The sequence below is a fragment of the Streptomyces sp. NPDC085460 genome (assembly GCF_044541975.1).
Classification (GTDB): domain Bacteria; phylum Actinomycetota; class Actinomycetes; order Streptomycetales; family Streptomycetaceae; genus Streptomyces.
This window is the reverse complement of record NZ_JBITTO010000009.1, coordinates 101626-118142: the sequence shown is the minus strand read 5'-3', so window position 1 is coordinate 118142 and position 16517 is coordinate 101626. Positions and strand designations below refer to the sequence as shown.

16 protein-coding genes are annotated in these 16517 nt (G+C 74.2%); 13 read left to right on the top strand and 3 right to left on the bottom strand.

Annotation, left to right across the window (positions count from 1 at the left end; all coding sequences use genetic code 11):
• The first annotated feature begins 125 nt into the window (after positions 1 to 125).
• Positions 126 to 1334 (top strand): methionine adenosyltransferase, encoded by a 1209-nt coding sequence (gene metK, locus ACIGHB_RS23920; protein ID WP_360320112.1) that lies wholly within the window; start codon positions 126 to 128, stop codon positions 1332 to 1334.
• A 94-nt stretch (positions 1335 to 1428) separates the two neighbouring features.
• On the top strand, positions 1429 to 3558 hold the full coding sequence (locus ACIGHB_RS23915; protein WP_399915774.1) for a primosomal protein N': 2130 nt from the start codon (positions 1429 to 1431) through the stop codon (positions 3556 to 3558).
• Positions 3559 to 3629: 71 nt separating this feature from the next.
• Here the strand turns inward: ACIGHB_RS23915 and ACIGHB_RS23910 are convergent, their stop codons facing one another.
• Entirely contained in the window at positions 3630 to 4145 is a 516-nt protein-coding gene (locus tag ACIGHB_RS23910; protein ID WP_360320118.1) for a hypothetical protein, read from the bottom strand.
• A 225-nt stretch (positions 4146 to 4370) separates the two neighbouring features.
• On the opposite strand from ACIGHB_RS23910, the gene fmt reads away from it, so the two are divergent.
• The 8 genes from fmt (at position 4371) to ACIGHB_RS23870 (ending at position 11492) form a co-directional block, all read left to right on the top strand.
• Positions 4371 to 5303, top strand: coding sequence for a methionyl-tRNA formyltransferase (gene fmt, locus ACIGHB_RS23905; protein ID WP_399915772.1), 933 nt, complete (start codon positions 4371 to 4373; stop codon positions 5301 to 5303).
• Positions 5300 to 5638: a hypothetical protein gene (locus tag ACIGHB_RS23900; protein ID WP_399915770.1), complete on the top strand. Its 339-nt coding sequence runs from the start codon at positions 5300 to 5302 to the stop codon at positions 5636 to 5638. Before fmt ends, ACIGHB_RS23900 begins: the two co-directional genes overlap by 4 nt.
• A 59-nt stretch (positions 5639 to 5697) precedes the next feature.
• Positions 5698 to 7110 carry a transcription antitermination factor NusB gene (locus ACIGHB_RS23895; protein ID WP_391081772.1) on the top strand — a complete coding sequence of 471 codons (1413 nt, stop codon included), beginning with the start codon at positions 5698 to 5700 and terminating at the stop codon, positions 7108 to 7110.
• A 96-nt stretch (positions 7111 to 7206) separates the two neighbouring features.
• The gene (gene rpe / locus ACIGHB_RS23890) at positions 7207 to 7890 is read left to right on the top strand and encodes a ribulose-phosphate 3-epimerase (protein WP_399915769.1); all 684 of its coding nucleotides are present in this window, start codon (positions 7207 to 7209) and stop codon (positions 7888 to 7890) included.
• A 121-nt stretch (positions 7891 to 8011) separates the two neighbouring features.
• Positions 8012 to 9070, top strand: a complete 1059-nt coding sequence (locus tag ACIGHB_RS23885) for a sugar-binding domain-containing protein (protein ID WP_360317840.1) — start codon at positions 8012 to 8014, stop codon at positions 9068 to 9070.
• Between the two features lie 106 nt (positions 9071 to 9176).
• The gene (locus ACIGHB_RS23880; protein ID WP_399915766.1) at positions 9177 to 9629 is read left to right on the top strand and encodes a ribonuclease domain-containing protein; all 453 of its coding nucleotides are present in this window, start codon (positions 9177 to 9179) and stop codon (positions 9627 to 9629) included.
• The gene (locus ACIGHB_RS23875; protein ID WP_399915764.1) at positions 9616 to 9984 is read left to right on the top strand and encodes a barstar family protein; all 369 of its coding nucleotides are present in this window, start codon (positions 9616 to 9618) and stop codon (positions 9982 to 9984) included. The genes ACIGHB_RS23880 and ACIGHB_RS23875 overlap by 14 nt, the downstream gene beginning before the upstream one ends.
• 65 nt (positions 9985 to 10049) lie before the next feature.
• Positions 10050 to 11492, top strand: coding sequence for a GuaB1 family IMP dehydrogenase-related protein (locus tag ACIGHB_RS23870; RefSeq protein ID WP_360317834.1), 1443 nt, complete (start codon positions 10050 to 10052; stop codon positions 11490 to 11492).
• A gap of 76 nt (positions 11493 to 11568) precedes the next feature.
• On the opposite strand, the gene ACIGHB_RS23865 is transcribed toward ACIGHB_RS23870, so the two are convergent.
• Positions 11569 to 12564 carry a GDSL-type esterase/lipase family protein gene (locus ACIGHB_RS23865; RefSeq protein ID WP_399915762.1) on the bottom strand — a complete coding sequence of 332 codons (996 nt, stop codon included), beginning with the start codon at positions 12562 to 12564 and terminating at the stop codon, positions 11569 to 11571.
• 343 nt (positions 12565 to 12907) lie between these two features.
• Between ACIGHB_RS23865 and ACIGHB_RS23860 the strand changes: the two genes are divergently transcribed.
• Together ACIGHB_RS23860 and ACIGHB_RS23855 are read left to right on the top strand one after the other, a co-directional pair.
• Positions 12908 to 14374, top strand: a complete 1467-nt coding sequence (locus ACIGHB_RS23860; RefSeq protein WP_360317830.1) for an amino acid permease — start codon at positions 12908 to 12910, stop codon at positions 14372 to 14374.
• 10 nt (positions 14375 to 14384) lie between these two features.
• Positions 14385 to 14840 (top strand): Lrp/AsnC family transcriptional regulator, encoded by a 456-nt coding sequence (locus tag ACIGHB_RS23855; RefSeq protein ID WP_015032260.1) that lies wholly within the window; start codon positions 14385 to 14387, stop codon positions 14838 to 14840.
• A gap of 2 nt (positions 14841 to 14842) precedes the next feature.
• Here the strand turns inward: ACIGHB_RS23855 and ACIGHB_RS23850 are convergent, their stop codons facing one another.
• Positions 14843 to 15391: a Repetin gene (locus ACIGHB_RS23850; protein WP_399915760.1), complete on the bottom strand. Its 549-nt coding sequence runs from the start codon at positions 15389 to 15391 to the stop codon at positions 14843 to 14845.
• A 286-nt stretch (positions 15392 to 15677) separates the two neighbouring features.
• Between ACIGHB_RS23850 and ACIGHB_RS23845 the strand changes: the two genes are divergently transcribed.
• A complete protein-coding gene (locus ACIGHB_RS23845) occupies positions 15678 to 16484 on the top strand; it encodes a carbon-nitrogen hydrolase family protein (RefSeq protein ID WP_360317826.1) in 807 nt (268 codons plus the stop codon).
• The last annotated feature ends 33 nt before the right edge of the window (positions 16485 to 16517 follow it).

The following is a 16517-nucleotide window of genomic DNA, read 5'->3' as shown; positions in this document are numbered from 1 at the left end:
CAGGCGAGACACCTGGTCCAAGGTCCGACCTCGCCGGATAGACTGTCCTCGGAACGTCGCGGGGCGCAGCCCCCTGCCGGTCCGCGAAGAGACAGCCAGCAGCCGCTGCAACCCCAGGGAGCGTTGTGTCCCGTCGTCTGTTCACCTCGGAATCCGTCACCGAGGGACACCCCGACAAGATCGCTGACCAGATCAGCGACACCATCCTCGACGCGCTGCTCCGGGAGGACCCCACCTCCCGCGTCGCCGTCGAGACGCTGATCACCACCGGCCTCGTGCACGTCGCCGGCGAGGTGACCACCAAGGCGTGGGCGGACATCCCCACCCTCGTCCGCAACAAGATCCTCGAGATCGGGTACGACTCCTCGAAGAAGGGCTTCGACGGCGCGTCCTGCGGCGTCTCGGTCTCCATCGGGTCGCAGTCCCCGGACATCGCGCAGGGCGTGGACACGGCGTACGAGACCCGTGTCGAGGGCGACGAGGACGAGCTGGACAAGCAGGGCGCCGGCGACCAGGGCCTGATGTTCGGCTACGCGTCGGACGAGACCCCCGAGCTGATGCCGCTCCCGATCCACCTCGCGCACCGGCTCTCCCGCCGGCTCACCGAGGTCCGCAAGAACGGGACCATCCCGTACCTGCGCCCCGACGGCAAGACCCAGGTCACCATCGAGTACGACGGCGACAAGGCCGTCCGCCTCGACACGGTCGTCGTCTCCTCGCAGCACGCCTCGGACATCGACCTCGACTCGCTGCTCGCGCCCGACATCCGCGAGTTCGTCGTCGAGCACGTCCTGAAGGAGCTCGTCGAGGACGGCATCAAGCTCGACACCGACGGCTACCGCCTCCTGGTCAACCCGACCGGCCGCTTCGAGATCGGCGGCCCGATGGGCGACGCCGGCCTCACCGGCCGCAAGATCATCATCGACACGTACGGCGGCATGGCCCGCCACGGCGGCGGCGCCTTCTCCGGCAAGGACCCGTCAAAGGTCGACCGCTCGGCCGCCTACGCCATGCGCTGGGTCGCCAAGAACGTCGTCGCCGCGGGCCTCGCCTCCCGCTGCGAGGTCCAGGTCGCCTACGCGATCGGCAAGGCCGAGCCCGTCGGCCTCTTCGTCGAGACCTTCGGCACCAACGCCGTGGAGACCGAGAAGATCGAGAACGCCATCGGCGAGGTCTTCGACCTCCGCCCGGCCGCGATCATCCGCGACCTCGACCTGCTCCGCCCGATCTACTCCCAGACCGCCGCCTACGGCCACTTCGGCCGTGAGCTGCCCGACTTCACCTGGGAGCGCACCGACCGCGTCGACGCGCTGAAGAAGGCCGCCGGCCTGTAAGCGGCGCACCGGCCACGGAAGCCCGGCATCCCCCACGGGGTGCCGGGCTTCCGCCGTCCGCCCGCTGTCCGAGCCGTCTGGTAGGTATGGGGCTGTGAGCAGCGAGAAGGAGAATCCCGAGGGGCCCGAGCAGCTCGCGCTCATCCGGGAGACCGTGCGGAAGGCGAAGGTGCCGCGGGCGAAGCCGCGGACCTGGCGGGACGCCGCGCTCGCCAAGGAGCTGCCGGTGGCCCGGGTGGTGGTGAACAAGGGGGCGCTCCACCTCGACCAGTTCTTCGACTACGCCGTGCCCGAGGAGCTCGACGCCGACGCGCAGCCGGGGGTCAGGGTCCGGGTGCGGTTCGGGGCCGGGGCCGGTCAGGTGCGGGGCGGGCGGCGCGAGGGCGGGCGGCTGATCGACGGCTTCCTCGTCGAGCGGAGGGCCGCGTCCGACTACTCCGGCCCGCTCGCCGCCCTCGCCGGCGTGGTCTCGCCCGAGCCCGTGCTCGGGCCCGAGCTGCTGGCGCTCGCCCGTGCCGTCGCCGACCGGTACGCGGGCAGCCTCGCGGACGTGCTCCAGCTCGCCGTGCCGCCGCGCAGCGCCGCCGCCGAGCGCCGCCCCTCGCCCGCGCCGCTGCCGCCGCCCCCGCCGCCCGAGCCGGGCACCTGGGGGCGGTACGAGCAAGGGCCGGCGTTCCTGGAGTCCCTTGCGCGCGGTGGGGCGCCCCGGGCCGTCTGGACGGCGCTGCCGGGGCCGTACTGGGCCGAGGAGATCGCCCGCGCCGTCGCCGCCACCCTGGCCTCCGGGCGCGGCGCCCTCGTCGTCGTCCCCGACGGGCGGGCCGTCGGGCGGGTCGACGCGGCGCTCACCGCCGCCCTGGGGGAGGGGCGGCACGCGGTGCTCACCGCCGAGGCCGGACCCGAGAAGCGGTACGGGCAGTGGCTCGCCGTCCGGCGCGGCGCGGTGCGGGCCGTCGTCGGCACCCGCGCCGCCATGTTCGCGCCGGTCAGGGACCTCGGCCTCGTCGTGCTCTGGGACGACGGCGACGGCAGCCACAGCGACCCGCACGCCCCGCAGCCGCACGCCCGCGAGGTGCTGCTGCTGCGCGCCGCCCACGACCGGTGCGCCTTCCTGCTCGGCTCCACCGGCTGCACCGTGGAGGCCGCCCAGCTCGTCGAGTCCGGCTGGGCCCGGCCGCTCGCCGCGAGCCGCGAACAGGTCCGCAGGGCCGCGCCCCTCGTCCGTACCGTCGGCGACGACCTCCTCGCCCGGGACGAGGCCGCCCGCGCCGCCCGGCTGCCCTCGCTCGCCTGGGAGACCCTGCGGGACGGGCTGCGCGCCGGACCGGTCCTGATCCAGGTGCCCCGGCGGGGGTACGTGCCCCGGCTCGCCTGCCAGCAGTGCCGGACGCCCGCCCGCTGCCGGCACTGCGCCGGGCCGCTGGAGGCCCCGGACCAGCGCGAGCTGCACTGCGGCTGGTGCGGGCGGGAGGCGCCCGCCTGGCACTGCGAGGCGTGCGGTTCCACCCGGCTGCGCGCCCAGGTCGTCGGCGCCCGCAGGACCGCGGAGGAGCTGGGCCGGGCCTTCCCCGCCGTGCCGGTACGGACCTCGGGACGCGACCACGTCCTGGACCGGGTGCCGGATAGGCCCGCCCTCGTCGTCTCCACCCCCGGCGCCGAACCCGTCGCCGACGGCGGCTACGCGGCGGCGCTGCTGCTCGACGGCTGGGCGCTGCTCGGCCGCCCCGACCTGCGGGCCGGCGAGGAGGCGCTGCGCCGCTGGATGGACGCGGCCTCGCTGGTGCGGGGCCAGGCCGAGGGCGGCACCGTCGTGGTGGTCGCCGAGCCGACGCTCCGGCCCGTGCAGGCGCTCGTCCGCTGGGACCCGGTCGGGCACGCCCAGCGGGAGCTTGCCGAGCGTGCCGAGCTGGGTTTCCCGCCGGTCTCCCGGATGGCGGCGGTGAGCGGGCCGCCCGAGGCGGTGGAGACCTTTCTGGCCGCGGCCGCGCTGCCCATGGACGCGGAGGTCCTGGGCCCGGTGCCGCTGCCGGTGGTGCGGCCCGGTGCCGTCCGCCGGCCCGGGGACCCGCCGCCCGGCGAGCGGTGGGACCGCGCCCTGGTGCGGGTGCCGCCGGGCAGCGGAGCGGCCCTCGCCCAGGCGCTCAAGCACGCCCGGGCGAGCCGCCAGGCCCGGGGGACCGGCGACACGGTCCGGATCAGGGTGGACCCGCCGGACATCGGCTGACGACCCGGACACGACGACGGCCGCCGCCCCCGTGAGCCAGGGGGTGGCGGCCGGTCGTCGGCTCCGCGAGGTCAGCCGTTGCGCGGGCTGGGGAAGGCGGGCGAGCGGGGCTCGTCGCGGAGGGTGGCGCTCCCCGAGGTCGGCTGCGGCGGCATCGAGCGGGCGGCCGGCACCGAGGGAATCGTGCGGGTCGCGCCCGGCTCCGGGCCGCGCTCCGGCTCCACGGCGGGCGGCGCGGGCGCCCTGCGGGCGCCGTAGCGGCGGTGGACCGCCTGCTTGGTCACTCCGAGCGCGGAGCCCACGGCGTCCCAGGAGAAGCCGAGGGAGCGGTCGAACTCGACGGCCGCGGTCACCAGCGTCTCGACGCTGTCGCGGAGCTCCTGGGCGAGCCGGACGGTGGGGGCGGGCGCGCGGCCGTAGACGACGAAGCCCGTGGACGGGCCGGAGCGGCGAGGGCGGTAGACATTGCCCAGCTGGGCCGTGAGCGTGCGCAGTGCGTCCACCTGCCGCCGTACCCGCTCGATGTCCCGCACCAACAGGTGCAGACTCGCCCGGGCTTGGGCGTCGTGGGTTGCGTGGTCGGCCATGGATGAGCCTCTCGAACCGGCGATGGAAGGGCGGGCCGCAGGGGGACGGCGGCCCGATTCGGTCAATCTCTCTTGACCAACGCGCCACCGGGAGTTGGGTCACGCTGCGGGGGCGTACACGCATATGCGCGGGGCGCTCGCCGTCGCGTACGCCCCCCTCCGTCACTCCCGCCTAGACTGGTGCGTCGCCCGTAACGCCCCCGGACAGACAGGCAGTCGCCACCCATGAAGCTCGTCTTCGCAGGCACCCCCGAGGTCGCCGTCCCCGCCCTGGACGCCCTGCTCGCCTCCGGCCGTCACGAGGTCGCCGCCGTGGTCACCCGCCCGGACGCGCCCGCGGGCCGCGGCCGCCGCCTCGTGGCCAGCCCGGTCGCGCAGCGGGCCGAGGAGGAGGGCATCGAGATCCTGCGGCCGGCGCACCCGCGCGACGAGGACTTCCTCGCCCGGCTCCGCGAGATCGCCCCGGACTGCTGCCCGGTCGTCGCCTACGGCGCGCTGCTGCCGCAGAAGGCCCTCGACATCCCGGCGCACGGCTGGGTCAACCTGCACTTCTCGCTGCTCCCCGCCTGGCGCGGCGCGGCGCCCGTGCAGCACGCGCTGATGGCGGGCGACGAGGTGACCGGGGCCAGCACCTTCCAGATCGAGCGGGGGCTCGACTCGGGCCCGGTCTACGGCGTGATCACGGAGGAGATCCGCCCCACCGACACCAGCGGCGACCTCCTCACCCGGCTCGCCTTCGCGGGCGCCGGCCTGCTCGCGGCGACCATGGACGGCATCGAGGACGGCGCCCTCAAGGCCGTCCCGCAGCCCGCGGACGGCATCACCATGGCCCCGAAGATCGAGGTCGAGGACGCCCACGTCGACTTCGCCGCCCCGGCCCTCCGCGTCGACCGGGTCGTCCGCGGCTGCACTCCGGCGCCCGGCGCCTGGACCCTCTTCCGCGGCGAGCGCCTGAAGCTCATCCAGGTCGCCCCCGTCCCCGACCGCACCGACCTCGCCCCCGGCGAGCTGGCGGCCGGCAAGAACAACGTGTACGCGGGCACCGGCTCGCACGGCGTCGAGCTCCTCTGGGTCCAGCCCCAGGGCAAGAAGCCCATGAAGGCCGCCGACTGGGCCCGCGGCGTCCGCATCGCCCCCGGGGAGCGGCTGGGCGCGTGAGCCTTCTGCCCCTCCCCGAGGGCTCGTGGTGGAACTGGGAGCTCCGGCGCTTTGACGGCAGCCGGCTCACCCTGGTCGCCGGCTACGACCTCACGTACCACCACGGCCTCGAGGTGGAGCTGACGGACGTGCGCTACCTCCGGTGTCCGACGGCCTTCATGGACCCCGTCTTCCGGGAGCCCACGACGGCGGAACGGGCCGAGGCCGTCCGGATCACCGGGGAGGAGCCGCCCGTGCTCCTCGCCTTCGACGCGGACGGCGGCGGCACCGCGCCCGTCGCCTGCCTGATCGCCGCCGAGACCTGGGCGGTGCGGCAGGGGTGTTTTCCCCGGTAGGTGGTGGCGGACGTAGGCTGGGAGGGTTCGACCCTCTTCTTTTCTCACGCGGAGCACCTTTGAGCGAGCAGGCACGTCGCCGTCCCCCCAAGCCCCACCGCCGGCCCCAGAAGGACCCCGTGCGGATGCTCGCCTTCGAGGTGCTGCGGGCGGTCGACGAGCGGGACGCGTACGCCAACCTGGTGCTGCCTCCGCTGCTGCGCAAGGCGCGGGAGAAGGAGGGTTTCGAGGCGCGGGACGCGGCCCTCGCGACCGAGCTCGTGTACGGGACGCTGCGGCGCCAGGGCACGTACGACGCGATCATCGCCGCCTGTGTCGACCGGCCGCTGCGCGAGGTCGACCCGCCGGTCCTCGACGTGCTGTCGCTCGGCGCGCACCAGCTGCTCGGGACGCGGATCCCGCCGCACGCCGCCGTCTCCGCCACCGTCGAGCTGGCCCGCGCGGTGCTCGGCGAAGGGCGCGCCAAGTTCGTCAACGCGGTGCTGCGGAAGATCACGCGGCAGGACCTCGACGCCTGGGTGGCCGAGGTCGCCCCGCCGTACGAGGACGACGCCGAGGACCACCTCGCCGTCGTGCACTCCCACCCCCGCTGGGTGGTCTCCGCGCTGTGGGACGCGCTCGGCGGCGGCCGGGCCGGCATCGAGGCGCTCCTCGCGGCCGACAACGAGCGGCCCGAGGTCACCCTCGTCGCCCGCCCCGGCCGGACCACCGTCGAGGAACTCGCGGACGCCGCGGAGACCGAGCCGGGGCGCTGGTCCCCGTACGCCCTGCGGCTGACCGACGGCGGCGAGCCCGGCGCCATCGAGGCGGTGCGGGACGGCCGGGCCGGCGTCCAGGACGAGGGCAGCCAGCTCGTCGCGATCGCCCTGGCGAACGCGCCCCTCGAAGGCCCCGACACCCGCTGGCTCGACGGCTGCGCCGGGCCCGGCGGCAAGGCGGCCCTCCTCGGCGCGCTCGCCGCCGAGCGCGGCGCCGCCCTGCTCGCCTCCGAGAAGCAGCCGCACCGCGCCCGGCTGGTCGAGCGCGCGCTGGCCGGCAACCCCGGCCCGTACCAGGTCATCGCCGCCGACGGCACCCGCCCGCCGTGGCGCGAGGGCTCCTTCGACCGGGTCCTGGTCGACGTGCCCTGCTCCGGGCTCGGCGCCCTGCGCCGCCGCCCCGAGGCCCGCTGGCGCCGCCGCCCCGAGGACCTCGACGGCTTCGCCCCGCTCCAGCGCGGGCTGCTCACCGAGGCGCTCCGGGCCGTCCGCGTCGGCGGCGTCGTCGGCTACGCGACCTGCTCGCCGCACCTCGCCGAGACCCGGGTCGTGGTGGACGACGTCCTGAAGAGGACCGGTGGCGCGGAACTGGTCGACGCCCGGCCGCTCTTCCCCGGCGTCGACCGCCTCGGGGACGGTCCCGACGTCCAGCTGTGGCCGCATCTGCACGGCACCGACGCCATGTATCTGGCGCTGATCCGCCGGACCGCCTGACGGTTTCCGCTGGTACGTACCAGTACGTCCGGTGCCGGATCGACCGCGCACCGGATCGCGGCGAAGAAGTACCCGAGAACGTGGCAGGCTTGGCTCATGGCGCAGATCAATCCCAGCATCCTCTCCGCAGACTTCGCCCGCCTCGCGGACGAGGCCAAGGCCGTCGACGGCGCCGACTGGCTGCACGTCGACGTCATGGACAACCACTTCGTGCCCAACCTGACGCTGGGCGTGCCGATCGTCGAGTCCCTGAGCCGGGCCACGGACATCCCCCTCGACTGCCACCTGATGATCGAGGACCCGGACCGCTGGGCGCCGCAGTACGTCGAGGCCGGCGCGGGCTCGGTCACCTTCCACGTCGAGGCCGCCGCCGCGCCGGTCCGGCTCGCCCGGGAGATCCGCGCCAAGGGCGCCAGGGCGTCCATGGCGCTCAAGCCGGCCACCCCCATCGAGCCCTTCGAGGACCTGCTCCCCGAGCTCGACATGTTGCTCATCATGACCGTGGAGCCCGGCTTCGGCGGCCAGGCGTTCCTCGACATCATGCTTCCCAAGATCCGCCGCACCCGCGAGCTGATCTCCAAGCACGGCCTGGAGCTGTGGCTCCAGGTCGACGGCGGCGTCTCCGAGTCGACCATCGAACGCTGCGCCGAGGCGGGCGCCGACGTCTTCGTGGCCGGCTCCGCGGTCTACGGGGCGGCCGACCCGGCCGCCGCCGTCGCCGCGCTGCGGGCCCGTGCGGACGCCGCCACGGCCGGTGCCGCCTGGGCATGTGGCCACTGAGCCTCCGGCCGGTGAACGCGGTCCGACGGGCCGCCGACAGGACTGATCAAGGCCCGCCGTTTCTGACAGGATGAACAGCGGGTCCAGAGTGTGAACGAACACGGATCGTGGACAGCGGTGCGTGTACAGCAGTGAGGAGATCGCGGTGGCGGGAATGTCGGCGGGACGATCAGCCCTGCGGATGGGCCCCGCGGAGCTGGTGCAGGCGGCGGCCATGGCGCGCCGCTTCTACCTGGAGGGGAAGTCCAAGATCCAGATCGCCGAGGAGTTCGGCGTGAGCCGCTTCAAGGTGGCCCGGGTCCTGGAGACCGCTCTGGAGCGGGATCTCGTACGCATCGAGATCCGGGTACCGGCCGAGCTGGACGCCGAACGCTCCGACGCGCTGCGCGCCCGCTACGGGCTGCGGCACGCGGTCGTCGTCGAGTCCCCGGCGGAGGACGACGAGTCGCCCGACCCGGAGAACCTCGGCGAGGTGGCGGCCGACCTGCTCGGCGAGCTGGTCGCCGAGGGCGACGTGCTCGGCCTGGCCTGGGGCCGGTCGACCATCCACATGGCGGCCGCGCTCGACCGGCTGCCCCCGTGCACGGTCGTCCAGCTCACCGGCGTGTACGACGCGGGCACCGCCGAGCGCGGCTCGGTCGAGGCGGTCCGGCGCGCCGCCCAGGTCTCCGGCGGCGAGGCCCACCCCATCTACGCGCCCATGCTGCTGCCCGACCCGGCCACCGCCGCCGCGCTGCGCAGCCAGACCGGCATCGCCCGGGCCTTCGAGTACTTCGACAAGGTCACCGTCGCCTGTGTCTCCATCGGCTCCTGGGAGCCGGGCATCTCCACCGTCCACGACATGCTCTCCGAGGAGGAGCGCGCCCACTACGCCTCCCTGGGCGTGGCCGCCGAGATGTCCGCGCACCTCTTCGACTCCGAGGGGCGCCGGGTCGGGCGCGACCTGGGCGAGCGGTGCATCACCGTCGAGGCGGACCGGCTGCGCCGGATCCCCGAGGTCGTCGCGATCGCGGGCGGCCAGCGCAAGGCGGCGGCGATCGGCGCGGTGCTCCGCTCCGGCCTCGTCACCAGCCTGGTCACCGACCGCTCGGCCGCCGACTACCTGCTCACCGAGTTCAGCCCGGGCCCGCGCCCGGCCCTGGACCGCAAGGACCCGGACACGGGCACCGACGGCCGCTGAGCCCGCCCGGAGGGCGCCGACCGTGTGTACGAGCACAGGTCGGCGCCCTCCGGCCGTCCGGGCGCGTCCCGGGGCGGACGCCGGCGGGCGGTGACAGCATCGGGGCATGATCGCTCGCTGTGTCCGGCTGGGTCTCGCCCTCCTGGCCGGTCTCTCCCTGCTCCTGACCGGCTGCGCCGCCGGGACGGGCACGCCCACCGCCACCGCCGCCCCCTCCCGTACCACCGCCGCCCCCGCCCCCTCTGCCGTCACCGCCTCGCGCGCCTCCTCACTGCCCACGGTCCGCGAGGCGGAGCTGCCGCCCGAGGCGCGGGAGACCCTCGCGCTGATCCGGGCCGGCGGGCCGTTCCCGTACGCCAGGGACGGGGCCGTCTTCTCCAACTTCGAGCGGATCCTGCCGCGCAGGAAGCGCGGCTACTACCACGAGTACACCGTCCGCACCCCCGGCGAACGCGACCGCGGGGCCCGCCGCATCGTCACCGGGAACGCGGGGGAGCGGTACTACACGGACGACCACTACGCGAGCTTCCGGGAGGTGGTCGGCGATGAGGCTCGATGACCCCGTCGTCCTCGACCTGTACGGCGTGACCGACAAGGCCGCCTTCATGGACCGCTGCGTCCGGGCCCTCCCGCTGCCCGTCCGGTTCGGGCGCAACTGGGACGCCCTCGCCGACAGCCTCGCCGATCTGCGCGAACCCATGGCGATCGTGGTGACCGGCTGGCACGCTTATGCCGAGGCCGAACCCGACGACTGGGCCATCGCGCAGGAGGTGCTCTCCGCGGCGGTGCGCACCAGCCGTCAGGGCCTCGCGGTCCTCCTCGCGCTCGGTGCTTGGGAGGATCGCACGAACGACACCGCGCAAGGCTCGGACGATCCGCCCGCACCCTCCCACGCCCCCGACGTGGGAGAATGAACTACGTGCTTTTTCCCCTGGCTGAAATGCCTAGGGGCCGATCCGAACGACTGGGATGTCAGCACGTGCGTTTCCTCAATGACGTCAAGCCGCCGTACGACCTCACGTACGACGATGTGTTCATGGTGCCGAGCCGGTCGGCCGTCGGCTCCCGACAGGCCGTGGACCTCTCCGCGCCGGACGGCACCGGCACGACGATCCCGCTGGTCGTCGCCAACATGACCGCGATCGCCGGCCGCCGCATGGCCGAGACCGTCGCCCGCCGGGGCGGCCTCGTCGTCATCCCCCAGGACATCCCGATCGAGGTCGTCACCGAGGTCATCTCCTGGGTGAAGGGCCGCCACCTGGTCCTGGACACCCCCATCGTGCTGGAGCCGCACCAGACCGTCGCCGACGCCCTCGCCCTGCTGCCCAAGCGGGCCCACGAGGCCGGCGTCGTCGTCGACGAGCACCGCCGCCCCGTCGGTGTCGTCACCGACGCCGACCTCAGCGGCGTCGACCGCTTCACCCAGCTCTCCGAGGTCATGTCCAAGGACCTCCTCCTGCTGGACGCGGACATCGACCCCCGCGAGGCGTTCAACGTCCTCGACGGCGCCAACCGCCGCTACGCCCCCGCCGTGGACGCGGACGGCAAGCTGGCCGGCATCCTCACCCGCAAGGGCGCCCTGCGCGCCACCCTGTACACCCCGGCCGTGGACGCGAAGGGCCGGCTGCGCATCGCCGCCGCCGTCGGCATCAACGGCGACGTGGCCGGCAAGGCCAAGCAGCTGCTCGACGCGGGCGTCGACACCCTCGTCATCGACACCGCCCACGGGCACCAGGAGTCGATGATCTCCGCCATCAGGACCGTCCGGGCGCTCGACCCGCAGGTCCCGATCGTCGCCGGCAACATCGTCGCCGCCGAGGGCGTCAAGGACCTCATCGAGGCCGGCGCCGACATCATCAAGGTCGGTGTGGGCCCCGGCGCCATGTGCACCACCCGCATGATGACCGGCGTCGGCCGCCCGCAGTTCTCGGCCGTCATGGAGTGCGCCGCCGAGGCGAAGAAGTACGGCAAGCACGTCTGGGCCGACGGTGGCGTCCGGCACCCGCGCGACGTCGCCATGGCGCTCGCCGCCGGCGCGTCCAACGTGATGATCGGCTCCTGGTTCGCCGGGACGTACGAGTCCCCCGGCGACCTCCACGAGGACGCCCAGGGTCGTGCCTACAAGGAGTCCTTCGGCATGGCGTCCGCCCGCGCCGTGCGCAACCGCACCTCCGACGAGTCCTCCTACGACCGGGCCCGCAAGGCGCTCTTCGAGGAGGGCATCTCGACCTCGCGGATGTTCCTCGACCCGCAGCGCCCCGGCGTCGAGGACCTGATCGACTCGATCATCGCCGGTGTCCGCTCCTCCTGCACCTACGCCGGTGCGGGCTCGCTCGCCGAGTTCGAGGAGAAGGCCGTCGTGGGCATCCAGTCCGCCGCCGGTTACGCGGAGGGCAAGCCGCTGCACGCCAGCTGGAGCTGACCTCCGCCGCACGCGTGAGAGCCCCCGGGAGCGCCGCTCCCGGGGGCTCTCGGCGTCCGCGGGCGGGGAGGGCGGGTCAGTCCGGCGGGACGGCGTCCGCGGCCCGCAGCGCCGCCGCCACGGCCCGCGCCAGCCGGGCGTGCCCCTCGTCGTTCGGGTGGAGTCCGTCGGCCAGGTGCTCCGGGCCGAGCAGCGGACGCCCGGGGAGCAGCAGGAGGCGGGGGTCGCCCGCCGCGAGGTCGCGGACCGCTCGTTCCATGGCCCGCCGCAGCTCCGTGAGGGTGGCGCCGAGGGCGTTGCGGGTGTGCTCGGCGGCGGGGCGGAGCACCGGGGAGACCAGGAGCAGCGGCGTACGGGGGTGGCCCCGCCGGATCAGGCCCACATAGGCCCGTACCGTCGCGTGCAGCCACTCCGGGGTCGCGGGGGCCCGGTCCCAGCAGTTCGTGCCGAACGCGAGGGTGATCAGCTCGCCGGGGAGCCGGGACAGCTGTTCCGCCAGGGGCAGCTCGCCGCGCGCGCCGCCCGCGTAGCCGAGGTTGACCGGATCGAGGCCCAGGGCGCGGCCCGCGACGGCGGGCCAGGAGTGGGCGGGCCGGGTGGACCACCAGCCCTCGGTGATCGAGTCGCCCTGGACCAGCCAGCGGGGCCGTGGCGGGGCGGGGGAGAGCGTGCCGTCCACGGCGCGCAGGGCCTGTACGACGGGCGCCTGGGCCTCCGGGAGGTGGACCGTGAAGTCCCCGCCGCCCGGCGGGAGCCGGAGCCGTACCGTGGCCCGGGCGGCGGGCTCCGCGAAGACCTCCGCCACACAGCTCCCGTCGTGCCAGAGCGCGAACGCGTGCCGCAGCGCCCGCAGGTCGTCGCCGGCCGGCGGGACGGCCGCCCGGTAGCGCAGCTCCACCGCCGTCGTGCCCGGCGCGGCCCGGAACTCCACCCGCACCCCGATCGGCAGCGCGGCCCGCTCCGCGATGTCCCACGGCAGCCGCTCCAGGTCGGCGGGGTCGGCCCGGACCGGCCGGTCGCCCTGCCGCCAGGCCGTGCCGCGCAGAAAGGGTTCGGGTTCCAGCCAGCTCACTCGGCACCTCCGGTCGGCCGCGTGCAGGGTGGTCCACGGGGGACGAGGAGTCAAGGCACGCGCACCGGAGCCTTCCCGTCCCGGATGTGTCGATTCATGCGGGGGCGCGCAATGTTTCCCCGTCCGCGCCCCAAGTGCGCAATGATCATCCGCCACTGCGCAACAACACTGCATCACGGTTGCGAATCTGGGCGCTAGGCTCATCCCTCGTACCAGGAGTGGCGGGGACCGCCTGCTCGGCGGACTTCCTGCCCCCGTGGGCTGCTTCGGCATGCCCGCGGACCCGGCACGCGGCCGTCGCGATCCCCGTCGTACCGACAGGCAGCGATAAGGAGCCTCCGCAGTGCTGGATCACGGCGCAGCCCCACCGGTCGAGTCCGCGACCGCCCGCAAGACCACCGTCCTCACCTCCCTCACCCGCCGCAAGCCGGTGGAACGCCTGGTCGCGGAGGGTGGACAGGGTGAGGGCGGCTCTCTCCGCCGCTCGCTCTCCATGTGGCAGCTGACCATGATCAGCATCGGTGCCACCCTCGGCACCGGCATCTTCGTCGTCCTCGGCGAGGCCGTCCCCGAGGCCGGCCCGGCCGTGACGCTCGCCTTCGTCTTCGCCGGCCTCACCGCGCTCTTCTCGGCCCTCTCGTACGCCGAGCTGGCGGGCACGATCCCCGTCGCCGGCTCCTCCTACTCGTATGCGTACGCAACGATGGGCGAGCTCGTCGCCTGGGTGTGCGGCTGGTGTCTGATGCTGGAGTACGGCGTCTCGGTGGCCGCCGTGGCCGTCGGCTGGGGCGAGTACCTGAACGAACTGCTCGACGGCACGATCGGCGTCACGCTCCCGGACGCGCTCTCCGCGCCGCCCGGTGAGGGCGGTGTCTTCAACCTGCCGGCGCTGATAGTCGTCGTCCTCGCGATGCTGTTCCTGCTCGGTGGCGCCAAGGAGTCCGCCCGCGCCAACACGATCATGGTCGTGGTGAAGATCGCCGCCCTGGTGCTCTTCTGCGCCGTCGGCTTCATGGGCTTCAAGTCCGGCAACTACTCCGACTTCATGCCGCTCGGCATCGGGAGCGTCGGCGCCGCCGGGGCGATCCTCTTCTTCTCGTACATCGGCTTCGACGCCGCCTCCACGGCCGGCGAGGAGGCCAAGAACCCCAAGCGCGACCTGCCCCGGGCGATCATGCTCTCGCTCGTCATCGTGACCGCGCTGTACGTCCTCGTCGCGGCCGTCGCCGTCGGCGCCTGGGACTGGAAGAAGTTCGCGGGCACCGACGCCACCCTCGCCGCGATCATGAACGACGTCACCGGCCAGAACTTCTGGGGCACCCTGCTCGCCGCGGGCGCCGTGATCTCCATCGCCAGCGTGGTCCTCACCGTCCTCTACGGCCAGACCCGCATCCTCTTCGCGATGTCCCGCGACGGCCTCGTCCCCAAGGTCTTCGGCAAGGTCGACGCGAAGACCGGCACCCCGCGCACCAACACCCTCATCGTCTCGCTGCTCTGCGGCGGCCTCGCGGCCGTGGTCCCGCTCGGCGAGCTGGTCAACGCCACCAGCATCGGCACGCTCTTCGCGTTCGCCCTGGTCAACGTCGCCGTCGTGGTGCTCCGCTTCAGCCGCCCCGACATGGAGCGCTCCTTCAAGGTCCCCTTCGGCCCGGTCTTCGCCGTCCTCGGCTTCATCTGCTGCGGATACAGCATGTACAGCCTCAGCGGGAAGACCTGGGCGTACTTCGGTGCCTGGATGGCCGCGGGCCTCGTGTTCTACTTCCTGTACGGCATGCGCCGCTCCCGACTGGCCACCGACGCAGAGAAGTGATCCACCCGTAGTGCGACTCAACGACCTCGACGAACGCATCGTCCACGCCCTCGCGGAGGACGCCCGCCGCAGCTACGCCGACATCGGCTCGCTGGTCGGCCTCTCCGCGCCCGCCGTGAAGCGGCGCGTGGACCGGCTCCGGGCCGAGGGCGCCATCACCGGCTTCACCGTACGGGTGGACCCGGCGGCGCTCGGCTGGGAGACGGAGGGGTTCGTCGAGATCTACTGCCGCCACAACACCTCGCCGGACGACATCCGGCGAGGTCTCGAGCGGTATCCGGAGGTGGTGTCCGCGTCGACCGTCACCGGTGACGCGGACGCCGTCGTCCAGGTCTTCGCCTCCGACATGCGCCACTTCGAGCGCGTCCTGGAGCGGATCGCGGGCGAGCCCTTCGTCGAGCGCACCAAGTCCGTCCTGGTGCTCTCGCCGCTGCTGCGGCGCTTCTCCTCGGGCTCACCCGCCTGACCCTACTGGCGGTACGGGGGCTCCCACGGCACCACGTCGAAGTCGCCCGTGCCGGCCTTCACCGTCTCGAACGGGGCCGAGCCCAGGCACGGCGGGACCTTCGCGCGCGTGTCCCGGCCGACCCAGCTGTAGCCCAGGCGGTCCTGCCCGCCCAGGTCGTGCACCGTGATGCCGACCCGCTTCTTCCGCAGCTCCTTCACGTCGGTGTCGAAGACGACCCCCGTCACCACGGCCACCTTCCCGCCGGTGACCAGGCAGTCCACCTTCGCCACCGCGTAGCCGCCGGTCCCCCGCGTGTAGTGGCTCCAGCGGAACGTGCCGGTCGCGGCCTGCGGGTCGGCGCGGTCCTCGCTCGCCAGATGGGCGTCGAAGCTGAAGGTGATGTCGTCGTCGGCCGGCGCGGGCCGGAACAGCTTGGCCGTCCCGGTCAGCGCGGCGGCCTCCCGCACACCCGCCGCCGGCGCGGGCGACGAGGCGGTGGCGGCGCCCGCCGCCCCGGCCCCGATCAGCAGGGCGAAGGCGACGGCGGCGATCTTCGTACGGCGGTTCATGGCGGTCCTTCCGGCAGGTCGATCGGACGCGTCCCACTCTTCCGCCCGGGCCCCGTCCGGTCGTCGCGCCGGCGGACGATCCGGGGGTACGCCGCCGGTCGCGCGGCGCGTACGACCCCGGTCTGATCGCGGCGCAACGAATCACCGCTCAGGTCGCACATCGCGCAATGGTTCGACGGTCGGTCCGCAACGGTCCCGTCTTGTCCGTGCCGCGCCCGGAACCGTACCGTTTTGAACGTCTCCCCGAGACCCCCCTCCCTCCCCTCCGCCCCCACGAGGACTCACCATGCCCGCGCTGCGCACCGCCCTGCTCCAGAGCTCCGGCCGGCTCGGTGACGTGACCGCCAACCTGCGGATCCTCGACGAGGCGGCCGGCCGCGCCGCGGCCGCCGGGGCGGGCGTGCTCCTCGCCCCCGAGCTCTTCCTCACCGGCTACGCGATCGGCGCCGACATCGCCCGCCTGGCCGAGCCGGCCGACGGCCCCTCCGCCCGCGAGGTCGCCGCCATCGCCGCCCGCCACGGCCTGGCCATCGGCTACGGCTACCCGGAGCGCGACACCGAGCGGCACGGCGTGATCTACAACGCGGCCGCCCTCTTCGGCGCCGACGGCGCCCCGCTCGCGCACTACCGCAAGACCCACCTCTTCGGCGACTTCGAGCTGAAGTGGTTCACCCCAGGCGACCAGCCGCTGGTCCAGGCCCGCGTCGGCGACCTCACCGTAGGCCTGATGATCTGCTACGACGTCGAGTTCCCCGAGAACGTCCGGGCGCAGGCGCTGGCCGGCACCGACCTCCTCCTCGTGCCGACCGCGCTGATGCACCCCGCCGAGATCGTGCCGCTGTCCGTGGTCCCGGTGCGCGCCTTCGAGAACCAGCTGTACATCGCGTACGCCAACCGGGCCGGCGCCGAGGGCGACTTCGAGTTCGTCGGCCTCTCGGTGCTCGCGGGCCCCGACGGCACCGCGAGGACCCGCGCGGGCCGGGGCGAGGACCTCGTCATCGGCGACGTCGACCCCGAGGCCCTGGCGGCCTCCCGCGCGGAGAACCCGTACCTCCGCGACCGCAGGCCGGGCCTGTACGGCTCCCTCGTGTGAGCCGTCCCCGCAGCCCCGCCCCGGCCCGCCCCT

What these genes read in the sequence shown, in the direction of transcription:
- ACIGHB_RS23910 (WP_360320118.1), bottom strand. Translation starts at nt 4,145, where the DNA reads ATGGCCGACCACGCAACCCACGACGCCCAAGCCCGGGCGAGTCTGCAC.
- fmt (WP_399915772.1), top strand. Translation starts at nt 4,371, where the DNA reads ATGAAGCTCGTCTTCGCAGGCACCCCCGAGGTCGCCGTCCCCGCCCTG.
- rpe (WP_399915769.1), top strand. Translation starts at nt 7,207, where the DNA reads ATGGCGCAGATCAATCCCAGCATCCTCTCCGCAGACTTCGCCCGCCTC.
- ACIGHB_RS23880 (WP_399915766.1), top strand. Translation starts at nt 9,177, where the DNA reads ATGATCGCTCGCTGTGTCCGGCTGGGTCTCGCCCTCCTGGCCGGTCTC.
- ACIGHB_RS23875 (WP_399915764.1), top strand. Translation starts at nt 9,616, where the DNA reads ATGAGGCTCGATGACCCCGTCGTCCTCGACCTGTACGGCGTGACCGAC.
- ACIGHB_RS23850 (WP_399915760.1), bottom strand. Translation starts at nt 15,391, where the DNA reads ATGAACCGCCGTACGAAGATCGCCGCCGTCGCCTTCGCCCTGCTGATC.
- ACIGHB_RS23845 (WP_360317826.1), top strand. Translation starts at nt 15,678, where the DNA reads ATGCCCGCGCTGCGCACCGCCCTGCTCCAGAGCTCCGGCCGGCTCGGT.